Source organism: Akkermansia muciniphila (assembly GCF_040616545.1).
Classification (GTDB): Bacteria; Verrucomicrobiota; Verrucomicrobiia; order Verrucomicrobiales; family Akkermansiaceae; genus Akkermansia; species Akkermansia muciniphila_E.
The window spans coordinates 1,143,712-1,165,251 of the sequence record NZ_CP156688.1 but is presented as its reverse complement, the minus strand read 5'-3'; the positions used below and the strand labels follow the sequence as shown (position 1 = coordinate 1,165,251).

Genomic DNA, 21,540 nt, shown 5'->3' with positions numbered 1-21,540 from the left:
AAAGTCATGCACCCTCTTTTATCTCTCTTCTCCCTCACGGCATGCTAAACTTTTGATCCATTCAGCAACCACCGCCATGTTATATCTCGGATGCCACCTCTCCTCCGCAAAAGGTTACGAAGCCATGGGCAAGGTAGCCCTCTCCATTGGCGCCAACACCTTCCAGTTCTTTACGCGCAATCCCCGCGGAAGCAAGGCCAAGGCCATTGACGGTCAGGATATTGCCCGCTTCCTGAAACTGGCCGGGGACAACAGCTTCGGTACCCTGCTGGCGCACGCCCCCTACACGCTGAACCCCTGCTCCGCAGATCCCAACGTCACCCGCTTCGCCGCCCAGGTGCTTCAGGAAGACCTGGCGCTCATGGAGCATCTGCCGGGCAACCTCTACAACTTTCATCCCGGCTGCCACCTGGGACAGGGAGCGGAACGCGGCATTGAACTGGTGGCGGAACAACTGAACGGCGTGCTCACGCCGGAACTGACAACCACCGTCCTGCTGGAAACCATGTCCGGCAAGGGAAGCGAAGTCGGCAGGACCTTTGAAGAACTGGCCGCCATCATGGAGCGGGTGGAACTGAAGGATAAGCTGGGCGTCTGCCTGGACACCTGCCACGTTTACTCCGCCGGGTACGACATCGTCAACAGCCTGGACGCCGTGCTGGAACAGTTTGATTCCGTGCTGGGCCTGGAACGCCTGCATGCCATCCACCTGAACGACAGCATGACGCCGTTCTCCTCCTTCAAGGACCGCCATGAAACCATCGGCAAGGGGAGCCTGGGAGAACAGGCCTTCATCAACATCATCAACCATCCCGCCTTGCGGGAACTGCCCTTCTTCCTGGAAACGCCACGGGACGACGCCGGACACGGCGAGGAAATAGCCTGGCTGAAAGAGCATTACCGCGGCTGAGAGCGGTTCCCGGCAGGAACTTCCCGGACCAGCCGGGGTGCCTGCGATGGAGAAAAAGCTTGCATGCGCACCGGATACGGGATACACAAGACCCGTAAATTAGTTTAAACTAATTCCAATATCTGCCTTTCACGGCGGACACTCTCCCGGTTTTATGAAAGAAATGCGCATCGCAAAAATAACAGGGCGTGAAATCCTGGATTCACGCGGCAACCCCACCATTGAAGCGGACGTTTACCTGGAAGGCGGAGCCGTAGGCACGGCAGGCGTCCCCAGCGGAGCTTCCACCGGAGAACATGAGGCCTGGGAACTCCGGGACGGCGACATGACCCGGTACCAGGGCAAAGGCGTCACGAAGGCCGTGGACAATATCCGCAATATCATCGCTCCGGCCCTGATTGGCCTGGAAGCGACGGAACAAACCACGGCGGATGCGCTGATGCGCTCCCTGGACGGAACCTTCAACAAGGCCAAACTGGGCGCCAACGCCGTTCTGGGCGTTTCCCTGGCCCTGGCGAAAGCGGCGGCGGCCCAGCTCCGGCAGCCCCTGTACCGTTACCTGGGCGGCCCGAACGCCAAGGTTCTGCCCGTGCCCATGATGAACATCATCAACGGCGGCGCCCATTCCGACGCGCCCATTGATTTTCAGGAATTCATGATCGTTCCCGCCGGAGCCCCCACCTTCCGGGAAGCGCTGCGCTACGGCGCGGAAGTCTTCCATGCGCTGAAATCCGTCCTGCACGCGCGCGGCCTTTCCACCGCCGTGGGGGACGAGGGCGGCTTTGCCCCCAGGCTGAATTCCGCGGAAGACGCCCTGGACTGCATCGCGCAGGCCGTAGACAAGGCCGGCTACCGGTTCGGGGAGGACATCTCCATCGCCCTGGATGTGGCTTCCTCCGAATTTTACGATGCGGAATCCGGCCTGTACGTCTTCAAGAAATCCGACGGCAGCCGCAGGACCGCCGAAGAACTGACGGATTATTACGTGGAACTGAAGAAAAAGTACCCCATCGTCTCCATTGAAGACGGCTGTGCGGAAAACGACTGGGACGGCTGGAAAACCCTGACGGAAAAACTGGGCGGAAGCACCCAGCTCGTCGGGGACGACCTCTTTGTCACCAACGTGGAATTCCTGAGGAAAGGCATCCATCTTGGCGTCGCCAACTCCATTCTGGTGAAGGTGAACCAGATCGGTTCCCTCACGGAAACGCTGGACGCCGTGGAACTGGCCATGGGCAACCGCTACACAGCTGTCATTTCCCACCGCTCCGGAGAAACGGAAGACGCCACCATTGCGGACATTGCCGTGGGAACCAACGCCGGCCAGATCAAGACCGGCTCCCTGAGCCGGTCCGACCGCATGGCCAAATACAACCGCCTCCTCAGGATTGAAGAGGAGCTGGGAGAATCCGCCCGTTACGGCAACGGATTCGGCCTGTTCTGATCCCCTTTGCCGGAACTGGTTAAAGCAATCCCAATCCCCGCGCTGCCTCCCGGCGGCCGGGGATTTTTCATTCTCCGGGGCAACTGCAACCTTTTCTTTGGGACAAAATATGCAATGCTGGGTTTTCAGATTCCGTCTTGTCAAAAAGCCCAGTCCAGTTCCGCGCCATGTCCTTCAGCCCTTCCCTGCCCACACGCCCCTTACTGTGTGCGGGGCTGGCGTATCTGGCGCTTCCCGCGGGCCTCTTCCTGTGGGGATGGCTGCATCCGGCTTTCTCCGCGCCGCTATGCGCCGGGCTGGCATACGGACTGTACGCATGCGCCCGGAAGCTCCCGGCGCACCGGCTCCCGCTGACGGGCCGCGGGCTGGCCGCGCTGGCCGGGCTCACCATGGCATGCCTGCTGCTGGTGCTGCTGTGCGGCTTTACGGGCCACTGCCAGCAGCACGCGGACTTTGCGGTCCGCAACGCCGTTTATGGGCAGCTCACGGCTGGCCCGTGGCCCCTGCTCATGCCGGACGGCGGCCATTTCATCTATTATCTGGGCCATTGGCTGCCTCCGGCTCTGGCCGCCACCTTCTCCCCGGCGTCATGGTCCCCCTGGCTGCTGGCCCTGTGGACCTTCCTGGGGCTGGAACTGGCTCTGCTGGCGGCAGCCGCGCGCTGGGGCATCCGCAAGACAGCCTGGTGGGCGTTGATTCTCTTCTGCCTGGGGTCTCCGGCCCCTGCACTGGACTGCCTGGGGATGCCCCTCTCCTCCCTCTTTCCGGAATACCATGCACAGATGGTCCTGTTCATCGGCATTCCCGCGCAAATCTTCAACACATTCAACCATGCCGTTCCGGCCCTGCTGTGCGCCGTGCTTATTCTGACCCGCTCCCTGCCTGCCGCCGGATATTATTTCATGGGCGCGCTCCTGCTGCCGTCCTCCCCGCTGGGCGCCCTTCTGCTCCTGCCGTACATGGTGAATGAAACCATTTTCCGCCGTTGCCCGGCGGGGAAAGCCCCCCTGCTCCGGTTGAGGGCCCTGCTTCTCCACCCGGTTTTCTGGGCAGCCATCCTGTTCACCATGGTCATGGCCGTCTTTTACGCTCATCTGGACGGAGGAGGGCAGTTCTCCTGCCTGTTTGCCGGGCAGTATGCGGAAATCTACCACTACGGGCAGCGGCAGCTCCTGCTCTATCCGGACTCCGTCAAATACGCCAGCTTCCTGCCTGCCCTGGCTCTGGGCGTCCTGCTGCCGGGGGCCCTGCTCTTTCCGGCGTGCCGGAAACTGCCGTGGTACTACATCACGCTGGGGATGATGGCATGCAGTCTTTTTTTCCGCACGGGCATCATGAACAATGAACTCCTGTTCAAAGCCCCCGCGGCTCTCTACCCCTTCCTCTCCCTGCTGTTTCTTCACGCCTTCCGCAAAGGGAGCCTGCGGTTCCGGACCGTGCTGGTTCTTTACCTGGCATGGACGGCCCTGCCATCCCTGGCGTGCGTGGCGGAAAAAGCGGGCACCTTCTCCATCCGCACAGCCATCATGCAGGAGCACCGACAGGACCAGGAGGGAGGCATGCTTGATCATCCTGGGGAATCCACCTGCCGCCAATTCAGAAAAAAGGACGGGCACCCCCTGCCCGCGTGGCTGTTCAAATCCGTACCAGAGCCGTGACCACACGGAAGCTGGAGTCAATCCAGCCTGATGCCGAAGATGTCCGAAAGGGAGCTGGAATCCCCTCCCAGGGAATCCTCCCCTTCGGGAGAGGAAACCGGAGCAGACGGAATCAGGGCGGAGGGCTCCATGCCGCGCAGCGTGAACAGCAACTCAGGTTGTTCGTCCAGCATCACGCCAAAGGCGTATAACACCGCCGCCGCATGCTTGCATAAATCCGCCCAATCCGGGCACGAGCAGGAAAAACGCCACTCTTCCGGCCGGGGAAACAGCCCACCCTCCGGGCTGCACAGGATTTCCATCAGCTCCGGAGACACATTCCCTTTCAGCAGGTCAATCCAGGAGCCGACATGCCCGGCGCACCGCCCGCGGAGCCGCGCCAGCGCTTCTTCATCCGGTGGCTCCGCTTCCACGCGCACTTCATACAAATGCTCTCCCATCACCAGGGCGTCCATGCGTCCGGGAGCCGCTTTCACGTCCAGAACACAGCCATAACGCAAATACGTACGCCCCGGAGCCAGCCGCATGCCGTACACCTCGCACGCGCCCAGGCTTTTCATCCATTCCTTTCCCCAGAACTTCTTGGCCAGGTTGCGCCCGGAAGCCGTTACGGGATGCAGTTCCATCCCTTCCGCGGCCAGCTCCGCCGCCCTGGCCTCCGCGCGTTTCCGCAAATCCTCCCGTTTGAGAGGCTTGTCATCATCTTCACACATGCTGCCGTTGCTTTCTTTTAATGAAACTCAATTAAACCAGCTCCCCATTTACTAGTGCTCTTCGGGAATGGTTCTCAACATGAAATCGCCAAATAAGGGTACCGTAAATGCCAATTCTCCATATGAAGGACTATAGATCATCCCCTTTTTCATTAAATGAGCTCTATTGGGGCCTATCTTGTTCACGGTAATACCCAAAACCTGTGCAATATCTCCCGCTCTCATTCTTTCCGACCTTAACTCTGCCATGGCCCTCAGGAATTTTTTCTCTCCGGGGGTAAGCCGGTTAAACCTCACCCGGAAAAAATTCTGATCCAGCCGCTCTATCACTTTCTCCGTTGCCTGATTAATGACATCCAATGTAATCTGTTCGGTTTGCGCCTGCTTCCATGCCTGATACCCCCATTCCTGTAAAAAATACGGATACCCATGAGTAAGCCTATATATTTTATCAAGGGCTTCATCCGTGAATACGGCGCCTTCTCTTCTGGCAGGTTCCTGTAAAGCGCGGGCGACATCTTTCCGGGATAAAGCCCCCACATCAGGAAAACTGAATAAACGTTCGGCATAGGATTTGGAATCCCCGGCCAATCCCGGCAAAATGGGCAATCCGGCGCCCATCAGGACGATTGGACTCTGCCGCTGCTGAATTCTATGCATGGCCATGATAAGCGCGCTTAACTCCTTCTCCTTGAAATATTGAATTTCATCAATAAGTATAGCCACGGCAGATTGCTTCTCCAAAGCGGCTTCCGACAAGGCTTGAAAAAGCTCCGGCAAATCATTTTCAAGATCCCCGCTATCCGCTACTCCCGGTAAAGGGTCCAGGTCCAATCCAAAATCCCCATAATTAATTTTGATAGTCCCAATGAAATTTCTAAGTGCAATCAGCCCCTTCTTCACCTTGTCACTTGCTCCGGCCAATCTATTGAATTCAAAAAACAACTTCCGCAAGTAGGGGGCAAGGCAGGCGCCTAAAGATTTGTTTTCATGCGCTTCAATTGAAATCGTATGGTATCCATGCCGCTGGGCCAAACGTTCCATTTCATTAAGCAGCACTGTCTTGCCTACCCCTCTCAAGCCAGTCAGGAGCATGCTCTTTTCCGGCTTCCTGTTCAAAGTACGTCCCAACAGAACTTCCGTTTGCCTGATAATTCCGGACCTTCCGACCAGTTCGGGAGGAGGAGAGCCGGCGCCTGGTGAAAACGGATTTTTTATTTCATCCATAATAACCCTTCCACGGTAAACATACTTCTAAGACATTTCAAGTAGAACTCAGTAGAACTTTCAATCCTTTTCTATCAAGTTCTACTAAGTTCTAGTAAAATTTTACTAGAACTTAGTAGAGAAATCCATGTTGAATCTGACTCCATTACCCATTTCAGGCTTTTAAAACGGAAGCTCCTGGGGCACAACATGTGGGTCATGTGGAAAGGCAGATTTTCTAAACCCACCGCTGATCTGGTTCAACGCTACGGCGAATCCGTCTCCTACGACTGGAGGCTTTTCCGCCAGGACATTGCCGGATCCATCGCCCATGCGCGGGCACAGCTCAAGGCAGGCCTGCTCACGCAGGAGGAATTCAACGCCATTGAAGCCGGGCTTCAGGACATCCTGAAGGACATTGAGGCCGGGAACTTCACGTGGAGCCGGGAGCTGGAAGACGTGCACATGAACATTGAAAGCGAGCTGACCCGGCGCATCGGCGCTCCGGGGGCCAAGCTGCATACGGCACGCTCCCGCAATGACCAGGTGGCCACGGACACGCGGCTCTACTGCCGCGCGGAGATTGACGAAATCCTGGAAAAAGTGCGCCATTTACAGCGCGCGCTGGTCATGAAGGCCAAGGAGTACGCGGACGCCATGATGCCGGGCTATACCCACCTCCAGCGCGCCCAGCCCGTCACGATGGGCCACCATCTGCTGGCTTACGTGGAAATGCTGGACCGGGATGCGGACCGCCTTGCGGACTGCCGCAGGCGCCTGAACGTTTCTCCGCTGGGTTCCGGCGCCATTGCCGGTTCCACCATCTGCCTGGACCGCCGCGGAATTGCCGCGGAACTGGGCTTTGACGCCGTAACGGAGAATTCCATGGATGCGATTGCGGACCGGGACTACATCATGGAGACCCTGTTTGACCTGGCCGTGATCGGCGCCCACCTTTCCCGCATGAGCGAGGACGTCATCCTGTGGTGCACGGCGGAATTCGGCTTTGCAACCCTTTCCGACGCCCACACCACGGGCTCCTCCCTGATGCCCCAGAAAAAGAATCCGGACGTGGCGGAACTGACCCGCGGCAAGACGGGGCGCCTGTACGGCAACCTCACCGCCGTGATGGTGGCAGTCAAGGGCCTCCCCCTGACCTACAACCGCGACCTTCAGGAAGACAAGGAACCCCTGTTTGATTCCATTGACACGATCAAGCTGGCCCTGGACGTCAACGCGGAGATGATCGCCGCCATGACGGTCAATACGGCGCGCGCCCTGGAAGCGGCTTCCGATCCCATGCTGCTGGCTACGGACCTGGCGGATTACCTGGTGCGCCGCGGCGTCCCCTTCCGCAAGGCCCACGAACTGGTCGGGAAGGCCGTCGCCATGAGCATTTCCACGGGAACGCCCCTCAACCAGTTGAGCGACGAACAGTTCGCCTCCATTTCAGACGCGTACGGAACAGACGCGCGGGACGTATTTGAATTGACAAAAGCGTTCGCCCAGCGTACCAACCCCGGGGCTCCCAATTCCGGGAATACCCGCCGCCGCATCGCCAGCTGGGAAGACATTCTTTCCAAATAACACTGCCTGCGGAGAGCGGACGGAACGGAGAGCCCGCCGTCCGTCTCCGCGGCGCGCCTCCGTGCGCAGGACAGGGGACGCCTCCATCCCCCCCCGGCTGCGGCGTTACACCGTGGCCGGCCACCCTCCGGCAGCCATGTTCAAACCTGCTCTCCTTTCCTCTCTCAAGACCTATACCAAGCAAACCTTTCTGGCGGACCTCTTCGCAGGGCTGACCGTAGGCGTGGTAGCCATCCCGCTGGCGATGGCCTTTGCGATTGCATGCGGGCTCTCCCCCACCCAGGGCCTCGTCACCGCCATCGTGGCCGGGTTCCTCATTTCCCTGTTCAGCGGAAGCAAGTACCAGATAGGCGGCCCCACCGGCGCTTTCGTCATCATCATTATGGGCGTGCTGGAACAGTACCACGTGTCCGGACTGCTGGTGTGCACGCTGATGGCGGGCCTCTTCCTCATCATTCTGGGTTTCTGCCGCATGGGGGCGCTCATCCGCTTCATTCCGTTCCCCGTCACCACGGGATTTACCTCCGGCATTGCCGTGGTGATTTTTTCCACGCAGATCAAGGACATCTTCGGCCTCACCATTACAGAAAAAATCCCCGGCGACTTCATTGAAAAATGGGCGTGCTACTTTAATTATTTCCACACCATCAACTGGGCGGCGCTGGGACTAGCCGCGGGAACCGTGGCCATCACCCTGCTGAGCCGCCGCTTCTGGCCCAAAGTGCCGGCCATGCTGGTGGGCATGCTGGGCATGACAGCCGTTTCCGTGGTCTTCTCCCTGCCCGTTACGACCATCGGCCAGGCCTTCGGCAGCCTGCCGAACACCCTCCCCCTTCCCTCACTGCCCCACATTGAGTGGCACAATCTGGGGGCGCTGACGGCTCCGGCCTTCACCATCGCCCTTCTGGCGGCCATTGAATCCCTGCTGAGCGCCTCCGTGGCGGACGGCATGACCGGAGGACGCCACAAGCCCAATATGGAACTCATCGCCCAGGGTATCGGCAACATCGGGTCCGCCCTGTTCGGCGGCATTCCGGCCACGGGAGCCATCGCCCGCACCGCCACCAACATCAAGGCGGGGGCCAAAAGCCCGGTTTCCGGCATGATTCACGCGCTGACCCTCCTGGCCATTCTGATGGCCTTTGCCCAGTACGCGCAGCAAATTCCCCTGGCCGTGCTGGCGGGCATCCTGACGGTGGTATGCTACAACATGAGTGAAATTCACACGTTCAGCCGCCTGCTTAAAGGACCGCGGCAGGATGCGGCGGTGCTGGTAATCACGTTCCTGCTGACCGTTTTTGTGGACCTGGTCGTAGCCGTGGAGGTGGGCGTGGTGCTGGCCGCCCTGCTCTTCATGGGCCGCATGGCCCAGATCAGCGACGTCTCCGCCATCAAGAACGAACTGCTGGACAATGACGAAGAAGACGACGAAGGCCGCTCCGCCGCCAAGCTGGACATTCCGGAAGGCGTGGAAGTTTTTGACGTGAAAGGCCCCTTCTTCTTCGGCGCCGTGGAACAGTTCAAGGACCAGGTGCTGGAAACGCTGGAGCATGACACCAAGGTGGTCATCCTGCGCATGCGCCTGGTTCCCGCGCTGGACGCCACCGGGCTGAACGTCCTTTCCGACTTCTGCCACCAGTGCCGGGAGCACGGCTCCACCCTGCTGGTCTGCGGCGTGCAGCCACAGCCCCTGGACGTCATCCGCCACGCGCCCTTTTACCGGGAACTGAAGCGCTATAATATCTGCGAGAATATTGACGCCGCCCTGCGCCGCGCCCGCAAGATCATCCACGGTCCCGCGCCAAAGCACCTGTAAGGGCGGCTATTCCCCGCGTCCGGCCAGGTAGGACGCGCCCCATTCATTCATGGCTTCCAGCACGGGCAGGACGCTCCTGCCGAAAGCGGTCAGGGAATACTCCACCCTGGGAGGAATGACGGGGTACGCCTTGCGCTCCACCAGCCCGTCCGCTTCCAGCTCCCGGAGCTGCTGGGTGAACATCTTGGTGGTAGCTTCCGGAATCAGCCGATGCAGCTCGTTGAACCGCACGGGGGCCTTCTGGTAAAGGTGCCAGAGAATCACAATCTTGTACTTTCCGCCAATCAGGGAGAGCGTGACGCCGCAGGGGCAACGGTAAGAGGAGGAAGGCTTTTTCATGGTTACAGTATCTTTTTTGATACTATATTACAAAATAGTGCCTACTTGTCAAAAACTCCCTGTCCTCCTATGCTGGCCGGAATTCCAATACACACAGCCATGAAATTGACCATTGACCGGGACAAGTGCATCCATTGCCATTTATGTGAACAGGCCTGCTTCCTCACCCGCTTCTGCGGCTTTGAGTCCCTGGAGGGAGCGGCGGAACAGCACTGCATTGACTGCGGTCATTGCGTAGCCGTCTGCCCGCGGCAGGCCATCACCCACGCCAGGGTAAAAAACACGGCGCCCATCGGCCCCATTCCGGGTGAAACGGAAGTGCTGAACCTGCTCATGAAAACCAGGAGCGTGCGGCATTTCAAGCCAACCCCCGTCAGCCGTCAAGCCTGGGACAGCCTGCGCCGCGTGGCGGAATACTCCCAGTCCGGTCTGAACGCCCAAAGCATCCACCTGATGGCCGTGGAAGACCCGGAAACCCTTTCCGGCGTCAGAAAGGCCCTCCTGCGCATGTACAGCAGACTGGAAAGACTGGCCAGTTTTCCCGTCACGCGTTTCCTGGCCCGGCTCTTCATGGCCCCGCAGGATTACGAAGCCGTACTCTCTGAAAGCGCCACGCAGCCCCTGCGCAGGCAGGCGGCAGAGCGGGGGGAAGATCCTGTTCTGTACGGAGCCCCGGCACTGCTTCTGCTGACCGGCCCGGCGTCACAAACCGCGCGGGAAGACGCCACGGTCCTCTCCCAGAACATCATGCTGGCCCTGACGGCGCAGGGGCTGGGAAGCTGCTACATGGGCGGCCTGGTTCTGGGATGCAGGGCGTTCAGGTACAAACCTCTTCTCCGCTCCCTGCACCTGCCGGAAGGCCACGCGGTGCACCAGGCCCTTGTCCTTGGTACGCCAACCGTACAGCTCAAGCGCATGCCGGAACGGAAGCGGCGTGAAATCAGGTTCCGGTAGGCTTTCCGGTCAATGGTTCCTTTCCTGCTCCTCATAGCGGGAAAGGAGAAAATCCAGGTCTTCCAGCAGGGTCTGGCAGGAACGGTCCCACCGCTTTCTTCCCTGGAGGGCCATCACGCATTCCTTCCTTCCGGTAAAGCAGTATTTGGTAATGCCGTGCCCCTGCAATTCCTCCACCTGTTTTTTCAGCTCACAGGCAAAAAACAGCCAGAACGGCACGCTGCGGGCGATGTCCGCCACGCTGACCGTCATGGGAGGGGTTTCCTCCTTCAGCTCCCTGGCCAGGTGATCCAGGCCCACCTCCTTAAGCATGCGGCGCAGGCGGGCGTACAGTTCGGACACCCCCATCACGGACAAATCACACTCATGCTCCAGATAATACCGGACGGAGGCGATCAGGTCCTCCTTGAACGGCAGGGTGGTTCCTGCCCGCCGGGCGGCATGTTCCAGGGCATCAGCCAGCCACTGGTCCCCATACCCGGCGATCAGGCAATCACCAAGCTTGAGCAGCGGTCTGTTGTTTCTGAAGCCGATCATAAAAGGAACTTAAAGGATGGGAAGCTTGCGCTGGAGGGGGTCAATCAGCGTCTGGTGGCGCATCTGCGTGATCTCCTGAATGAATTCCTCCACATTGGAGAACTGGCGGTACACGGACACATAGCGGATGTAGGCCACGGGATCAATGGCGTACAGTTTTTCAATCACCTTCTTGCCGATCTCGCTGGAGGGGACTTCACGCAGATGGTCGCGGTGCAATTCGGAAATGATTTCTTCCACGGCGCGGTCCAGGCGGTCCATGCTCACGGGCCGTTTTTCACAGGCTTTCACCAGCCCGCGCAAAATCTTCTCGCGGTTCAGGGCCTCCCGCAGGTTGTCCCTCTTCACCACGCGCAGTTCCGTGCGCTCGATCTGCTCATAAGTCGTGTAGCGGTAATCGCACCGCAGGCAGACGCGGCGGCGGCGGATGGTCGTCCCGTCCTTGGACATACGGGAGTCAATGACCTTGTCCTCCAAATGACCGCACTGAACGCATCTCATGGCATGACCATACTACTACATAACGCATCCATAAAGGAAAAAGTACGCCAAATATGGTACAGAAGCCTTCATCATCAGCTTTTTCGGAACACGGCTTCCTGTGAATAAACAGGGGATTGAAACAGCGCCGTCCGCACTGCTGCACGGATTCCCCGCCATGCCGGAATTGTGAATAAGCGGCGCCCCGTAAACTCCCCGGCCCCGTCATGAAGACGCATTTTCCTCCCTCCGGGACGGAAAAGAGCTGCCGGGGAGAAGGACCGCACGAGGCTTCTCTCCGCCTGCCCGTTACGGATTCACCGTGCCGCCCTGGTTGACGATGCTGCCCGCGGGCAGTTTAACGCCATTCAGATTCAGAACGGCGCCGTCCTTGACGAGTATCCTGCCCGGATTCAGAGCCTGCCCTTTCATCTCCTCCAGGGACATTTCCACCTTTCCGGACAACGTCCAGGAACATTTCAGGGAGGCAGCCTGCACCCGCTTTAACACGACGCGGGCCATTCCCGCCGCTTCCGAGGCGCCTTCCGCGCGGAGTATCCGGATCTCCGCCTGCCCGGACAAACGGACGGGAAGAATTTTCCCGTCCAGGCCGCCGGCTGGCGCCAAGGGCTCAATCACCACGGCGGAGCCGCCCGGAATATGCCAGGACTGGCGGCCCGCGAGCTGTACATTAGTCCTGAGCAGCAAATTCTTCCCCTCCGCCAGGCGGATGCCGCCCGGCCCCAGCACCAGACGGTCCCCGGAAGCGCCCGCACTCTGAATGACCACGGTATCAACGGCGGTATCTTCCACATGGATGCCGAACAACTTCACCACGCCCGATACCAGGCTGGGCTTTACGGAAGAAGCCACGTTCCAGACGCACACGTTCGTGCCCGGCATTTTCCGGTTCATCCAGGCGTCCGGAGAACCCAGGGGAACTTCATAACGGCCGCTGCGGACGGAACCGGCATCCTTCCCGGCCAGCCGGGCCGCTTCATAGGCAAAGCGCGCGCCTATGCTGATCTGGGATTTGCCGCTGTAATGCACCCCCATGTTGTCCCCGGCGGTCAGCTTGGGAAGATCACGGGTAGGGACATACCCCAGGGACGGCCGCGAAGCGGCCAGCTCTTTCATGAGCCGGTGGGTGGTTTTTCCCTGGACCTCCGTATCACGCCCTTCCAGCCCCCCGGTGACATTGCCCGTCTCCGGATCATTCTCATTTTTGCTGCTCCAGCTGGCATTCTCTCCAATGACGGCTTTTTGTGCGGCCAGGGCGGCCGTATCCCCATACGGTTTCAGGTCCGCCGCCAGATTGCCCAGAAGTTCCATAAAACGGGAGGCGCTTGCCGGAACGGAGCCTCCGCCGTTGCTTTCCCCCTGCAAGTACAGCAATCCGGCAAACTCCACCCGGGAGTGCCTGGATTTGTCCACGGCGGCGCAGGCATTCTTAACGGCCTGCACCAGCGCCTTGTAAGCCTGTCCGTTCCTTTGCCAATGGGAATTGTCCCCTCCGTCGCGGGAGGCTTTCACAATGGCCACGTCCGCATCCCTGAACCAGCCGTTCTTTTCCAACGTAAAGGCAAACCCGTACTCCGGCCCCATGCACATGCTGCCGTTATAGCGCGGCATCGCGGGCCGGACCTGCTCCCAGGACGTGGAAGCGCCGGGGAACACCCCTTCCCTCTGGCCGAAGTTTTCATGCCAGTACAGCGTCTTCCCCGGTTCATACTTCTTCAACAGCTCCGGAGAAGCGGGACTGCCCTTCACTGCTCCCAGGGAATTGGATTGGCCCGTCAGCAAAAAAATCTTCAGCTCTTTTGCGGAACATGCCGAAGCAAGGCACAGGAACAGGAAGGGCAGGAAAAATCTCATGCGGGTTAAAATTGCTTATGGCAATTATAACTGCCGGAATTTTCCTTTTCAATCGTCAACTGCCGGCCATGGACATAAGAAGGCGGGTGGTGAAAAAAGACCAGTTCAGTTCCTGCGGCGGCGGAAGGCGAGAACTGCCAGGGACAGTAGGCTGAGCGTCGCCGTGGCGGGCTCCGGCACACTGAGCATCATATCCGTCTTCGCAACGGTATAGGCTGCCGGTGCATGCCTCCGGATTGCCGAAATACAGCGTTATGGCCCCGTCCTGGGTGTCGGCATAGCCCGTGTAGGTTTGATCGCCGTTGACGGCCGTGACTGCTAGGTCCGCCAGATTAAAGGGGCGGTACTGTTCCCCTCACTGAACGTAAAGGAGAAGAAGTTGTAATCGCCCAGCAGGTCCGGGCCGACCCCGCTCAAATTGATCGTCAGGCTGGTCCCGCTGATCTGCAGATTGTCCACTCCCGTGCAGGTAATGTGTATACGCTCTTTTCCGCGCCCAGGGTCAGCGCCGGCAGTTCCATGCTGCCGCTCCGGTAAGGGAGCAAGTGAGAGTAGACCTTCCGCGAGGCTAAAGTCCGGATTCGTTTTGATCCCGGAGGGAGTTTCGCAGTTCATCTCTGAACCGGATGAATGATTGTGTTCAGTGCGTGCTGGCTTGCTTATTTCTTTTGTTTTACCCCCTGGAACTCTTAATGGTTCATATCAAGAAAAGAGCAAGCCCCGTCAGTTTTTGAACTGGCGGGGCTTGATGAAAAAAATCCCGGCGGCGACCTACTCTTGCGGGACCTATCGTCCGACTACCATTGGCGCGGCAGCGTTTCACTTCCGGGTTCGGAACGGGACCGGGTGGGACCACTGCGCTCTGGCCACCGGGCTTCAGGGGGAAGAGGGTTTCTCTTCATCCTGCCTGCCCGGGAGCCCTTGGGGGCTTTGAGGGGGGGATTTTTTGTATGTGTTTTGTGTGGCTTTAAGAAGATTTCTAAAAGAGGAGTGGCCTCTTGAGGAAAGTCAGCGTAAACTGACATCTGCGTGGCTGGTGGTGTTACTTTTTTTTAACATACATCGTATGAACAGGACAACGGTAAGTTGTTATTCACGAACGGGAGTGATGTAATATGATGAAGTCTATTGGTAATTAGTATCGCTTGGCTCAATACATTGCTGCACTTACACCTGCGACCTATCAACGTGGTGGTCTTCCACGAACCTATAGGGAAAACTCATCTTGGGATGGGCTTGGCGCTTAGATGCTTTCAGCGCTTATCCCGTCCGCACTTAGCTACTCGGCCATGCACTTGACAGTACAACCGATGCACCAGTGGTGCGTCAGACCCGGTCCTCTCGTACTAAGGTCTGAACCCCTCAATTTTCCAACGCCCACAGAGGATAGAGGACCGAACTGTCTCGCGACGTTCTGAACCCAGCTCGCGTGCCGCTTTAACCGGCGAACAGCCGGACCCTTGGGACCTTCTCCAGCCCCAGGATGCGACGAGCCGACATCGAGGTGCCAAACCACGCCGTCGATATGAACTCTTGGGCGTGATCAGCCTGTTATCCCTAAGGTACCTTTTATCCGTTGAGCGACGGCAATTCCACTTTCTACCGCCGGATCACTTGGGCCTGCTTTCGCATCTGCTCGACTTGTAGGTCTCACAGTTAGGCGGGCTTATGCCCATGCACTCGACACCCGGTTGCCAACCGGGCTGAGCCCACCTTCGCGCTCCTCCGTTACTCTTTGGGAGGATACCGCCCCAGTAAAACTGACCGGCTGACACGGTCCTCTGGCCGGATTCACGGCTCAGGGTTAGATCCTCCAGTTTCAAAGGGTGGTGTCTCATTGATGACTCGGACACCCCCTAAAGGGTGTCTTCAGCGTCTCCCACTTACTCTGAGCATTAAAACCGAAGAAACAATGACAGCTTACAGTTAAGGTCTATAGGGTCTTTCCGTCCTTCTGCGGGTAGGCGGCATCTTCACCGCCACTACAATTTCACTGAGCGCCTGGTTGAGACAGTGCCCAACTCGTTTCACGATTCGTGCAGGTCGGAACTTACCCGACAAGGAATTTCGCTACCTTAGGACCGTTATAGTTACGGCCGACATTCACCGGGACTTGGGTTCAGAGCTTCGCCTTGCGGCTAACCCCTTGCCTTAATCTTTCGGCATTGGTCACGTGTCACACCCTATACTTCGACTTGCGTCTTTGCAGAGTGCTGTGTTTTTGATAAACAGTCGGTTGGGCCATTTCTCTGCGGCCTGCATCGCTGCAGGCACCCCTTCTTCCGAAGTTACGGGGCTAATTTGCCGAGTTCCTTAACCAGGTTTCACTCTTACGCCTTGGTATATTCTACCCACCCACCTGTGTCGGTTTGCGGTACGGGTCGCTTAGCATATGCTGGGGCTTTTCTTGGCACTCGATCCAATGATGCGCTGAGTCCGTAGACTCAACTCGGAATTCAATAACCTAGTCATCTTTTCTCATGCGTCCTCCCAGTTTAAGGGTCGCGAGCTCAGGATTATTAACCTGATGTCCATCGCCTACGCCTCTCGGCCTCGGCTTAGGTCCCGGCTAACCCAGGGACGAAACACGTTGCCCTGGAAACCTCGGGTTTACGGCGGCCGGGGATTTCACCCGGCTTTACGTTACTCATGTCTGCATACTCACTTGCATACGCTCCAGGGTCAGTCGCCATCACCCTTCAACGCGTATGCAACGCTCTTCTACCACTCTACCATAAGGTAAAGTCCAGAGCTTCGGTATAACGCTTGATCGCCAATCATTTTCGGCGCAGGATCACTCGATGAGTAAGCTATTACGCATTTTTTAAATGGTGGCTGCTTCTAAGCCAACATCCTCACTGTCTGTGTAATCCCACATCCTTTCCACTGAGCGTTATTTAGGCACCTTAGCTGCTGGTCTGGGTTGTTTCCCTCTCGACAATGAAGCTTATCCCCCACTGTCTCACTGCCACGTTCCATTGCACGGTATTCGGAGTTTGATAAGGTTTGGTAAGCGGGTGTGCCCCCTAGCCTTGTCAGTGCTCTACCCCCGCGCATCAGCACGTGACGCTGCACCTAAATGCATTTCGAAGAGAACCAGCTATCACGGGGTTTGATTAGCCTTTCACTCCTACCCTCAGCTCATCAGAGAACTTTTCAACGTTCACCTGTTCGGTCCTCCACATGGTTTTACCCATGCTTCAACCTGGCCAAGGGTAGGTCACCTCCGCTTCGGGTCCAGTACCTGCGACTTAATTCGCCCTATTCGGACTTGCTTTCGCTACGACTCCGGGCCGGAAGCCCTTAGTCTTGCCACAAACACTGACTCGCAGACTCATTAAACAAAAGGCACGCCATCGCAGATCGCTCTGCTCTGACACTTTGTAGACATACGGTTTCAGGTTCTATTTCACTCCGCTCACAGCGGTTCTTTTCACCTTTCCCTCGCGGTACTTGTTCACTATCGGTCGCCAACTAGTATTTAGCCTTGCGCGGTGGTCCGCGCTGATTCATACATCGTTCCACGTGTGATGTATTACTCAGGATACCACTAATTCCCACGCTGGATTTCGTTTACAGGGCTTTCACCTTCTACGGCCAGCCTTTCCAGGCTGTTCTACTATCCAGTATGGTCGAATATGTCGTGGTCCTACAACCCCGAAGGAGTACCTTCGGTTTGGGCTCCATCCGCTTTCGCTCGCCACTACTTACGGAATCGATTTCTCTTTCTTTTCCTCCGCTTACTGAGATGTTTCACTTCAGCGGGTTTCGCGTTTCATACCCTATGTATTCAGGTATGAACGATCGAGTATTAACTCGATCAGGTTACCCCATTCGGATACCCCCGGATCATCGCTTGCTTGCAGCTTCCCGAGGATTTTCGCAGCTTGCCGCGTCCTTCTTCGCCTGTTGGCACCAAGGCATTCACCGTACGCCCTTACTTACTTCATCATATTGCAAAAGTTTTTTACCACTTCCACAATACCACAAAGCCCTTTCGTGACTTACTGTATTGTCTTATTTCTTGGTATGCATGTTTTAAATTGTGTATTGTAGTTGTTTTTCAACTACCCACTTTGTTGGAAAGCAATTGCTTCTCAGCAATTGTTTTCTTTGCCACGCAGATGTCAATTTTCGTTCTTCCCTCAATAATCGATTTGCTTTTGGTGGGCCTGACAGGACTTGAACCTGTGACCCCGCGCTTATCAAGCGCGTGCTCTAACCAACTGAGCTACAGGCCCGGCTTTGGGTCTCGCAGAGGCAGTTAACAGCGAACAGGTAATAGTTAATAGTTTTTACCTGGCGCCCTGGCCGCCCTCTTACCGAAACTGGTGGAGGCACGGGGACTCGAACCCCGGACATCCAGCTTGCAAAGCTGGCGCTCTACCAACTGAGCTATACCCCCAGTTGCGGTTCGGTTTGAAAAAAGGTCGTCACGCACGTCGTGCCTAGTTTCGCTCCAAGCGAACTGGCTGTTTACACATCTTTGGTTCGTTGCGGGCCCTCACGGGTTCCGCTCCCTCTTCCCTCAGGAAGAGATCCGACCTGTGCACTTCTAATGCACTTACTCCATAGAAAGGAGGTGATCCAGCCGCAGGTTCCCCTACGGCTACCTTGTTACGACTTCATCCCAGTTACCAGTCTCACCTTAGGACCCTGCCTCCTTGCGGTTGGCTTCAGATACTTCGGGTGCGACCGGCTTCCATGATGTGACGGGCGGTGTGTACAAGACCCGGGAACGTATTCACGGCGCCGTAGCTGATGCGCCATTACTAGCGATTCCGGCTTCGTGTAGGCGGGTTGCAGCCTACAGTCCGAACTGGGCCCAGTTTTTAGGATTTCCTCCGCCTCGCGGCTTCGGCCCCCTCTGTACTGGGCATTGTAGTACGTGTGCAGCCCTGGGCATAAGGGCCATACTGACCTGACGTCGTCCCCACCTTCCTCCCAGTTGATCTGGGCAGTCTCGCCAGAGTCCCCACCATTATGTGCTGGTAACTGGCAACAGGGGTTGCGCTCGTTGCTGGACTTAACCAAACATCTCACGACACGAGCTGACGACGGCCATGCAGCACCTGTGTAACGCCTCCGAAGAGTCGCATGCTTTCACATGTTTTTCATTACATGTCAAGCCCAGGTAAGGTTCTTCGCGTTGCATCGAATTAAGCCACATACTCCACCGCTTGTGCGGGTCCCCGTCAATTTCTTTGAGTTTTAATCTTGCGACCGTACTCCCCAGGCGGCACGCTTAACGCGTTAGCTCCGGCACGCAGGGGGTCGATTCCCCGCACACCAAGCGTGCACCGTTTACTGCCAGGACTACAGGGGTATCTAATCCCTTTCGCTCCCCTGGCCTTCGTGCCTCAGCGTCAGTTAATGTCCAGGAACCCGCCTTCGCCACGAGTGTTCCTCTCGATATCTACGCATTTCACTGCTACACCGAGAATTCCGGTTCCCCCTCCATTACTCTAGTCTCGCAGTATCATGTGCAGTCCGGGGGTTGAGCCCCCGCCTTTCACACACGACTTACGAAACCGCCTACGCACGCTTTACGCCCAGTGATTCCGAACAACGCTTGAGACCTCTGTATTACCGCGGCTGCTGGCACAGAGTTAGCCGTCTCTTCCTCTTGTGGTACTATCTTTTTAATTTGCTCCCACATGACAGGGGTTTACAATCCGAAGACCTTCATTCCCCCACGCGGCGTCGCACCATCAGGGTTGCCCCCATTGTGAATGATTCTCGACTGCTGCCACCCGTAGGTGTCTGGACCGTGTCTCAGTTCCAGTGTGGCCGGACATCCTCTCAGACCGGCTACCCGTCATCGCCTTGGTGAGCCGTTACCTCACCAACTAACTAATAGGACGCGAGCCCATCCCCAAGCGCATTGCTGCTTTAATCTTGCGATCTTATGCGGTATTAATCCCAGTTTCCCGGGGCTATCCCACTCTTGGGGGCAGGTTACTCACGTGTTACTCACCCGTGCGCCACTAGAGAATTATTAGCAAGCTACTAATCCTCTCGTTCGACTTGCATGTCTTATCCACGCCGCCAGCGTTCGTTCTGAGCCAGAATCAAACTCTCCATCAAAATAATTTTTGAAATTGCTGGACCAAATGGAATCTTTCGATTTCATCTGCGCCATGCTTCAGTCAGCTCTTCCCTCAAGTTGTGTCTCTCGAGGACATCTTCGCTCTGCCAAGCACGGCGCGCGTCACGACCTTTTTTCTTTCCCTTGCTTCTACCAATCCGCCCCTCTCGGAGCAAGGTCGCTCCTTCGGGTTTTTTCTCCTTCGACCGTCTCTCGACGACCTCCGGAAAACCCTCGGCGGGTTCGGTAGTCATTCCCTTGAAATCTTCTTATCGGAGCTCTCTTTCAAGCCCTCTTCCGGGTGGCCGGCCCCAGCCGCTTCAGCTCCTGTTTTCCAGGCCTTCCGCTGCCGGGCTTTTCATCCCGTCGCCGTGTTGGCGTGCCGAGAAGTCTATCAAAATCAACCCCACTGTCAATTTTTTTCGAGTCGTTTTTTCAAAGGAACCTTTCATCCAGTTTGTCACGTTACCTGGCAACATAAACATTATGAATGTTTTAGGCTTTTGTCATACTCTCCAAAAACGACGTCATTTTTTTGAACATTCCCTCACTCCACACTCCCCTCCTCATCCCAGACAACCAGTTTTACCGCACAACAGGGTAAAAAAGGAGTGGGGGGTTTTCTTCCTCACGACGATCTGTTTTCTTCTCCAATGTCCCCTGCCAAGAGGGGAGGCTTCCTTTACGCCGTTATCCATATCCTCAACCAAGAGGAAATAGGGCACGGAGAAGAAAGGGGGAGAGTCTCCCCTTCTATCAGGAAAGGAGGGGGGTTCTACTTTTTCTGAAGGGACCCGGGCGCCTTCCCCCGGTTTCTGCCCTCCCCCCTGCATGGCGCGCTCTTTCCATGGAGACGGAATGCCTTCCCATCTTCCCTGAAGGAGGCCGGAGCCGCCGGTTTTCGAATGGACGGAAGGATTTTTTCTGCTATATATAGGAAGTTTTTATTATTTCGCCATTTATGAAAAGATCATTCTGGATTGGAATTATTTACGCTGTCTGCTGCCTGGGAAGCATCCCTCTTTCATCCGCTGTACAAACAGCCAGTGTAGGCTCCACTTTTTCCTGCACCTTCCTGGATTCCGGCGACCAGGGATTTTTTGATTCGTCAAGCACCCATACATGGGACCAGGGCCAGATAGACGCCGCCCTACGGGCGCTGTCCACCTGGGACAGCTTAATCAATTCCACTCCCGGCAGGACGCTTACCGTGGGCCTCACCTGGTACGACGGAGCCAATTCCTCCACCCTGGCCTCCGCCTATTCTCCTTATTTTTACTACCAGTCCAACGGACCGCAGCAGGTTTCCACCCTGGCGGAGTCCGTCTGGCGTGATGGAGGCACAAGGTCCGGCGCGGGGTATGATATTTACATCCAGTGCAACACCGCCCATCTGGATTCCCTTTATTACGGAGCCGCCTTATCTGCGGAGTATACGGGAAAATATGATTTTCAAAGCATCCTGACCCATGAGGTGGGGCATACCGTAGGGTTCCTTTCCCTGGCCACACAGACCGGCACTTTCCAGGTCCAGTCCGGGAATGCTTCAGTCGCATACAGCACCATGCTGTATACCCGGTATGATTCCCTGTTAACCAACCGGGAAGGCCAGTCCATCGTGGAAAAGGCGGGGAACGGAAATACGGCGTTTACACTGGGAGAAACCCTGTCGCTGGCCGATACCGGGCTGACCGCCTATAATCCCTCCACATGGCAGCAAGGGTCCAGCATGGCCCATATTGACAGCGCGAGCGATCCGGACGCCCTCATGCAGTATTCCCTTTCTCCGGATACCTACCACCGCACCCTGACGGAGGGGGAAATGGAACTGATGCGCTCCATGGGCTGGAATATGGTTCCGGAACCCTGCACCTCCGCGCTTGCCCTTCTGGGGCTGGCCGCGCTGACGTTGCGGAGACGCCGTTGCTGACGG

General features: G+C 57.2%; 15 protein-coding genes, 2 tRNA genes and 3 rRNA genes. 7 read left to right on the top strand and 13 right to left on the bottom strand.

Annotation, left to right across the window (positions count from 1 at the left end; translation table 11 throughout):
- The first annotated feature begins 76 nt into the window (after window positions 1–76).
- The 3 genes from ABGM91_RS04750 to ABGM91_RS04740 all read left to right on the top strand — a co-directional run bounded on the left by ABGM91_RS04750 (window position 77) and on the right by ABGM91_RS04740 (window position 4,012).
- The gene (locus tag ABGM91_RS04750) at window positions 77–910 is read left to right on the top strand and encodes a deoxyribonuclease IV (RefSeq protein ID WP_290566433.1); all 834 of its coding nucleotides are present in this window, start codon (window positions 77–79) and stop codon (window positions 908–910) included.
- A 154-nt stretch (window positions 911–1,064) separates the two neighbouring features.
- On the top strand, window positions 1,065–2,354 hold the full coding sequence (gene eno / locus ABGM91_RS04745) for a phosphopyruvate hydratase (RefSeq protein ID WP_354834092.1): 1,290 nt from the start codon (window positions 1,065–1,067) through the stop codon (window positions 2,352–2,354).
- Between the two features lie 137 nt (window positions 2,355–2,491).
- Window positions 2,492–4,012 carry a hypothetical protein gene (locus ABGM91_RS04740; protein WP_354834089.1) on the top strand — a complete coding sequence of 507 codons (1,521 nt, stop codon included), beginning with the start codon at window positions 2,492–2,494 and terminating at the stop codon, window positions 4,010–4,012.
- Window positions 4,013–4,029: 17 nt separating this feature from the next.
- On the opposite strand, the gene ABGM91_RS04735 is transcribed toward ABGM91_RS04740, so the two are convergent.
- Window positions 4,030–4,725, bottom strand: coding sequence for an SWIM zinc finger family protein (locus tag ABGM91_RS04735; RefSeq protein WP_354834086.1), 696 nt, complete (start codon window positions 4,723–4,725; stop codon window positions 4,030–4,032).
- Between the two features lie 51 nt (window positions 4,726–4,776).
- Entirely contained in the window at window positions 4,777–5,952 is a 1,176-nt protein-coding gene (locus tag ABGM91_RS04730; protein ID WP_290566430.1) for an ATP-binding protein, read from the bottom strand.
- Between the two features lie 198 nt (window positions 5,953–6,150).
- On the opposite strand from ABGM91_RS04730, the gene argH reads away from it, so the two are divergent.
- Window positions 6,151–7,518: an argininosuccinate lyase gene (argH, locus tag ABGM91_RS04725; protein ID WP_354834083.1), complete on the top strand. Its 1,368-nt coding sequence runs from the start codon at window positions 6,151–6,153 to the stop codon at window positions 7,516–7,518.
- Between the two features lie 136 nt (window positions 7,519–7,654).
- Window positions 7,655–9,334 (top strand): SulP family inorganic anion transporter, encoded by a 1,680-nt coding sequence (locus tag ABGM91_RS04720; protein WP_215428669.1) that lies wholly within the window; start codon window positions 7,655–7,657, stop codon window positions 9,332–9,334.
- 6 nt (window positions 9,335–9,340) lie between these two features.
- On the opposite strand, the gene ABGM91_RS04715 is transcribed toward ABGM91_RS04720, so the two are convergent.
- Window positions 9,341–9,673 carry a helix-turn-helix domain-containing protein gene (locus ABGM91_RS04715; RefSeq protein WP_215428670.1) on the bottom strand — a complete coding sequence of 111 codons (333 nt, stop codon included), beginning with the start codon at window positions 9,671–9,673 and terminating at the stop codon, window positions 9,341–9,343.
- Between the two features lie 99 nt (window positions 9,674–9,772).
- Here ABGM91_RS04715 and ABGM91_RS04710 point away from each other — a divergent pair, with 99 nt between their 5' ends.
- Window positions 9,773–10,627 (top strand): nitroreductase family protein, encoded by an 855-nt coding sequence (locus ABGM91_RS04710; protein ID WP_354834079.1) that lies wholly within the window; start codon window positions 9,773–9,775, stop codon window positions 10,625–10,627.
- Between the two features lie 9 nt (window positions 10,628–10,636).
- Here ABGM91_RS04710 and ABGM91_RS04705 read toward each other — a convergent pair whose 3' ends face one another.
- The 10 genes from ABGM91_RS04705 to ABGM91_RS04660 form a co-directional block, all read right to left on the bottom strand.
- Window positions 10,637–11,164: a hypothetical protein gene (locus ABGM91_RS04705; RefSeq protein WP_354834076.1), complete on the bottom strand. Its 528-nt coding sequence runs from the start codon at window positions 11,162–11,164 to the stop codon at window positions 10,637–10,639.
- Window positions 11,165–11,173: 9 nt separating this feature from the next.
- Window positions 11,174–11,665: a transcriptional regulator NrdR gene (nrdR, locus tag ABGM91_RS04700; RefSeq protein ID WP_012419886.1), complete on the bottom strand. Its 492-nt coding sequence runs from the start codon at window positions 11,663–11,665 to the stop codon at window positions 11,174–11,176.
- 288 nt (window positions 11,666–11,953) lie between these two features.
- On the bottom strand, window positions 11,954–13,519 hold the full coding sequence (locus ABGM91_RS04695) for a sialate O-acetylesterase (RefSeq protein WP_354834067.1): 1,566 nt from the start codon (window positions 13,517–13,519) through the stop codon (window positions 11,954–11,956).
- Between the two features lie 105 nt (window positions 13,520–13,624).
- Entirely contained in the window at window positions 13,625–13,708 is an 84-nt protein-coding gene (locus ABGM91_RS04690) for a PEP-CTERM sorting domain-containing protein (RefSeq protein WP_354834818.1), read from the bottom strand.
- Window positions 13,709–13,837: 129 nt separating this feature from the next.
- Complete coding sequence (locus ABGM91_RS04685; protein WP_354834064.1) at window positions 13,838–13,978, bottom strand: hypothetical protein; 141 nt, start codon at window positions 13,976–13,978, stop codon at window positions 13,838–13,840.
- 299 nt (window positions 13,979–14,277) lie between these two features.
- Window positions 14,278–14,393 (bottom strand): 5S ribosomal RNA (gene rrf, locus ABGM91_RS04680).
- A gap of 241 nt (window positions 14,394–14,634) precedes the next feature.
- Window positions 14,635–17,470: ribosomal RNA gene (locus ABGM91_RS04675) — 23S ribosomal RNA — on the bottom strand.
- A 213-nt stretch (window positions 17,471–17,683) separates the two neighbouring features.
- A tRNA-Ile gene (locus ABGM91_RS04670) sits at window positions 17,684–17,760 on the bottom strand.
- A gap of 88 nt (window positions 17,761–17,848) precedes the next feature.
- Window positions 17,849–17,924 (bottom strand) — tRNA-Ala (locus ABGM91_RS04665).
- 170 nt (window positions 17,925–18,094) lie between these two features.
- Window positions 18,095–19,606 (bottom strand): 16S ribosomal RNA (locus ABGM91_RS04660).
- The 16S, 23S and 5S rRNA genes sit together here with 2 tRNA genes alongside, the layout of an rRNA operon.
- 962 nt (window positions 19,607–20,568) lie before the next feature.
- Between ABGM91_RS04660 and ABGM91_RS04655 the strand changes: the two genes are divergently transcribed.
- Window positions 20,569–21,537 carry a PEP-CTERM sorting domain-containing protein gene (locus tag ABGM91_RS04655; RefSeq protein WP_354834061.1) on the top strand — a complete coding sequence of 323 codons (969 nt, stop codon included), beginning with the start codon at window positions 20,569–20,571 and terminating at the stop codon, window positions 21,535–21,537.
- The last annotated feature ends 3 nt before the right edge of the window (window positions 21,538–21,540 follow it).

Bases quoted from the DNA above. Each gene is read 5' to 3' on its own strand.
- ABGM91_RS04695 (WP_354834067.1), bottom strand. From the start codon at position 13,519: ATGAGATTTTTCCTGCCCTTCCTGTTCCTGTGCCTTGCTTCGGCATGT.
- argH (WP_354834083.1), top strand. From the start codon at position 6,151: ATGTGGAAAGGCAGATTTTCTAAACCCACCGCTGATCTGGTTCAACGC.
- ABGM91_RS04690 (WP_354834818.1), bottom strand. From the start codon at position 13,708: ATGCTCAGTGTGCCGGAGCCCGCCACGGCGACGCTCAGCCTACTGTCC.
- ABGM91_RS04710 (WP_354834079.1), top strand. From the start codon at position 9,773: ATGAAATTGACCATTGACCGGGACAAGTGCATCCATTGCCATTTATGT.
- ABGM91_RS04750 (WP_290566433.1), top strand. From the start codon at position 77: ATGTTATATCTCGGATGCCACCTCTCCTCCGCAAAAGGTTACGAAGCC.
- ABGM91_RS04705 (WP_354834076.1), bottom strand. From the start codon at position 11,164: ATGATCGGCTTCAGAAACAACAGACCGCTGCTCAAGCTTGGTGATTGC.
- ABGM91_RS04720 (WP_215428669.1), top strand. From the start codon at position 7,655: ATGTTCAAACCTGCTCTCCTTTCCTCTCTCAAGACCTATACCAAGCAA.
- ABGM91_RS04730 (WP_290566430.1), bottom strand. From the start codon at position 5,952: ATGGATGAAATAAAAAATCCGTTTTCACCAGGCGCCGGCTCTCCTCCT.
- nrdR (WP_012419886.1), bottom strand. From the start codon at position 11,665: ATGAGATGCGTTCAGTGCGGTCATTTGGAGGACAAGGTCATTGACTCC.
- ABGM91_RS04735 (WP_354834086.1), bottom strand. From the start codon at position 4,725: ATGTGTGAAGATGATGACAAGCCTCTCAAACGGGAGGATTTGCGGAAA.
- eno (WP_354834092.1), top strand. From the start codon at position 1,065: ATGAAAGAAATGCGCATCGCAAAAATAACAGGGCGTGAAATCCTGGAT.
- ABGM91_RS04655 (WP_354834061.1), top strand. From the start codon at position 20,569: ATGAAAAGATCATTCTGGATTGGAATTATTTACGCTGTCTGCTGCCTG.
- ABGM91_RS04715 (WP_215428670.1), bottom strand. From the start codon at position 9,673: ATGAAAAAGCCTTCCTCCTCTTACCGTTGCCCCTGCGGCGTCACGCTC.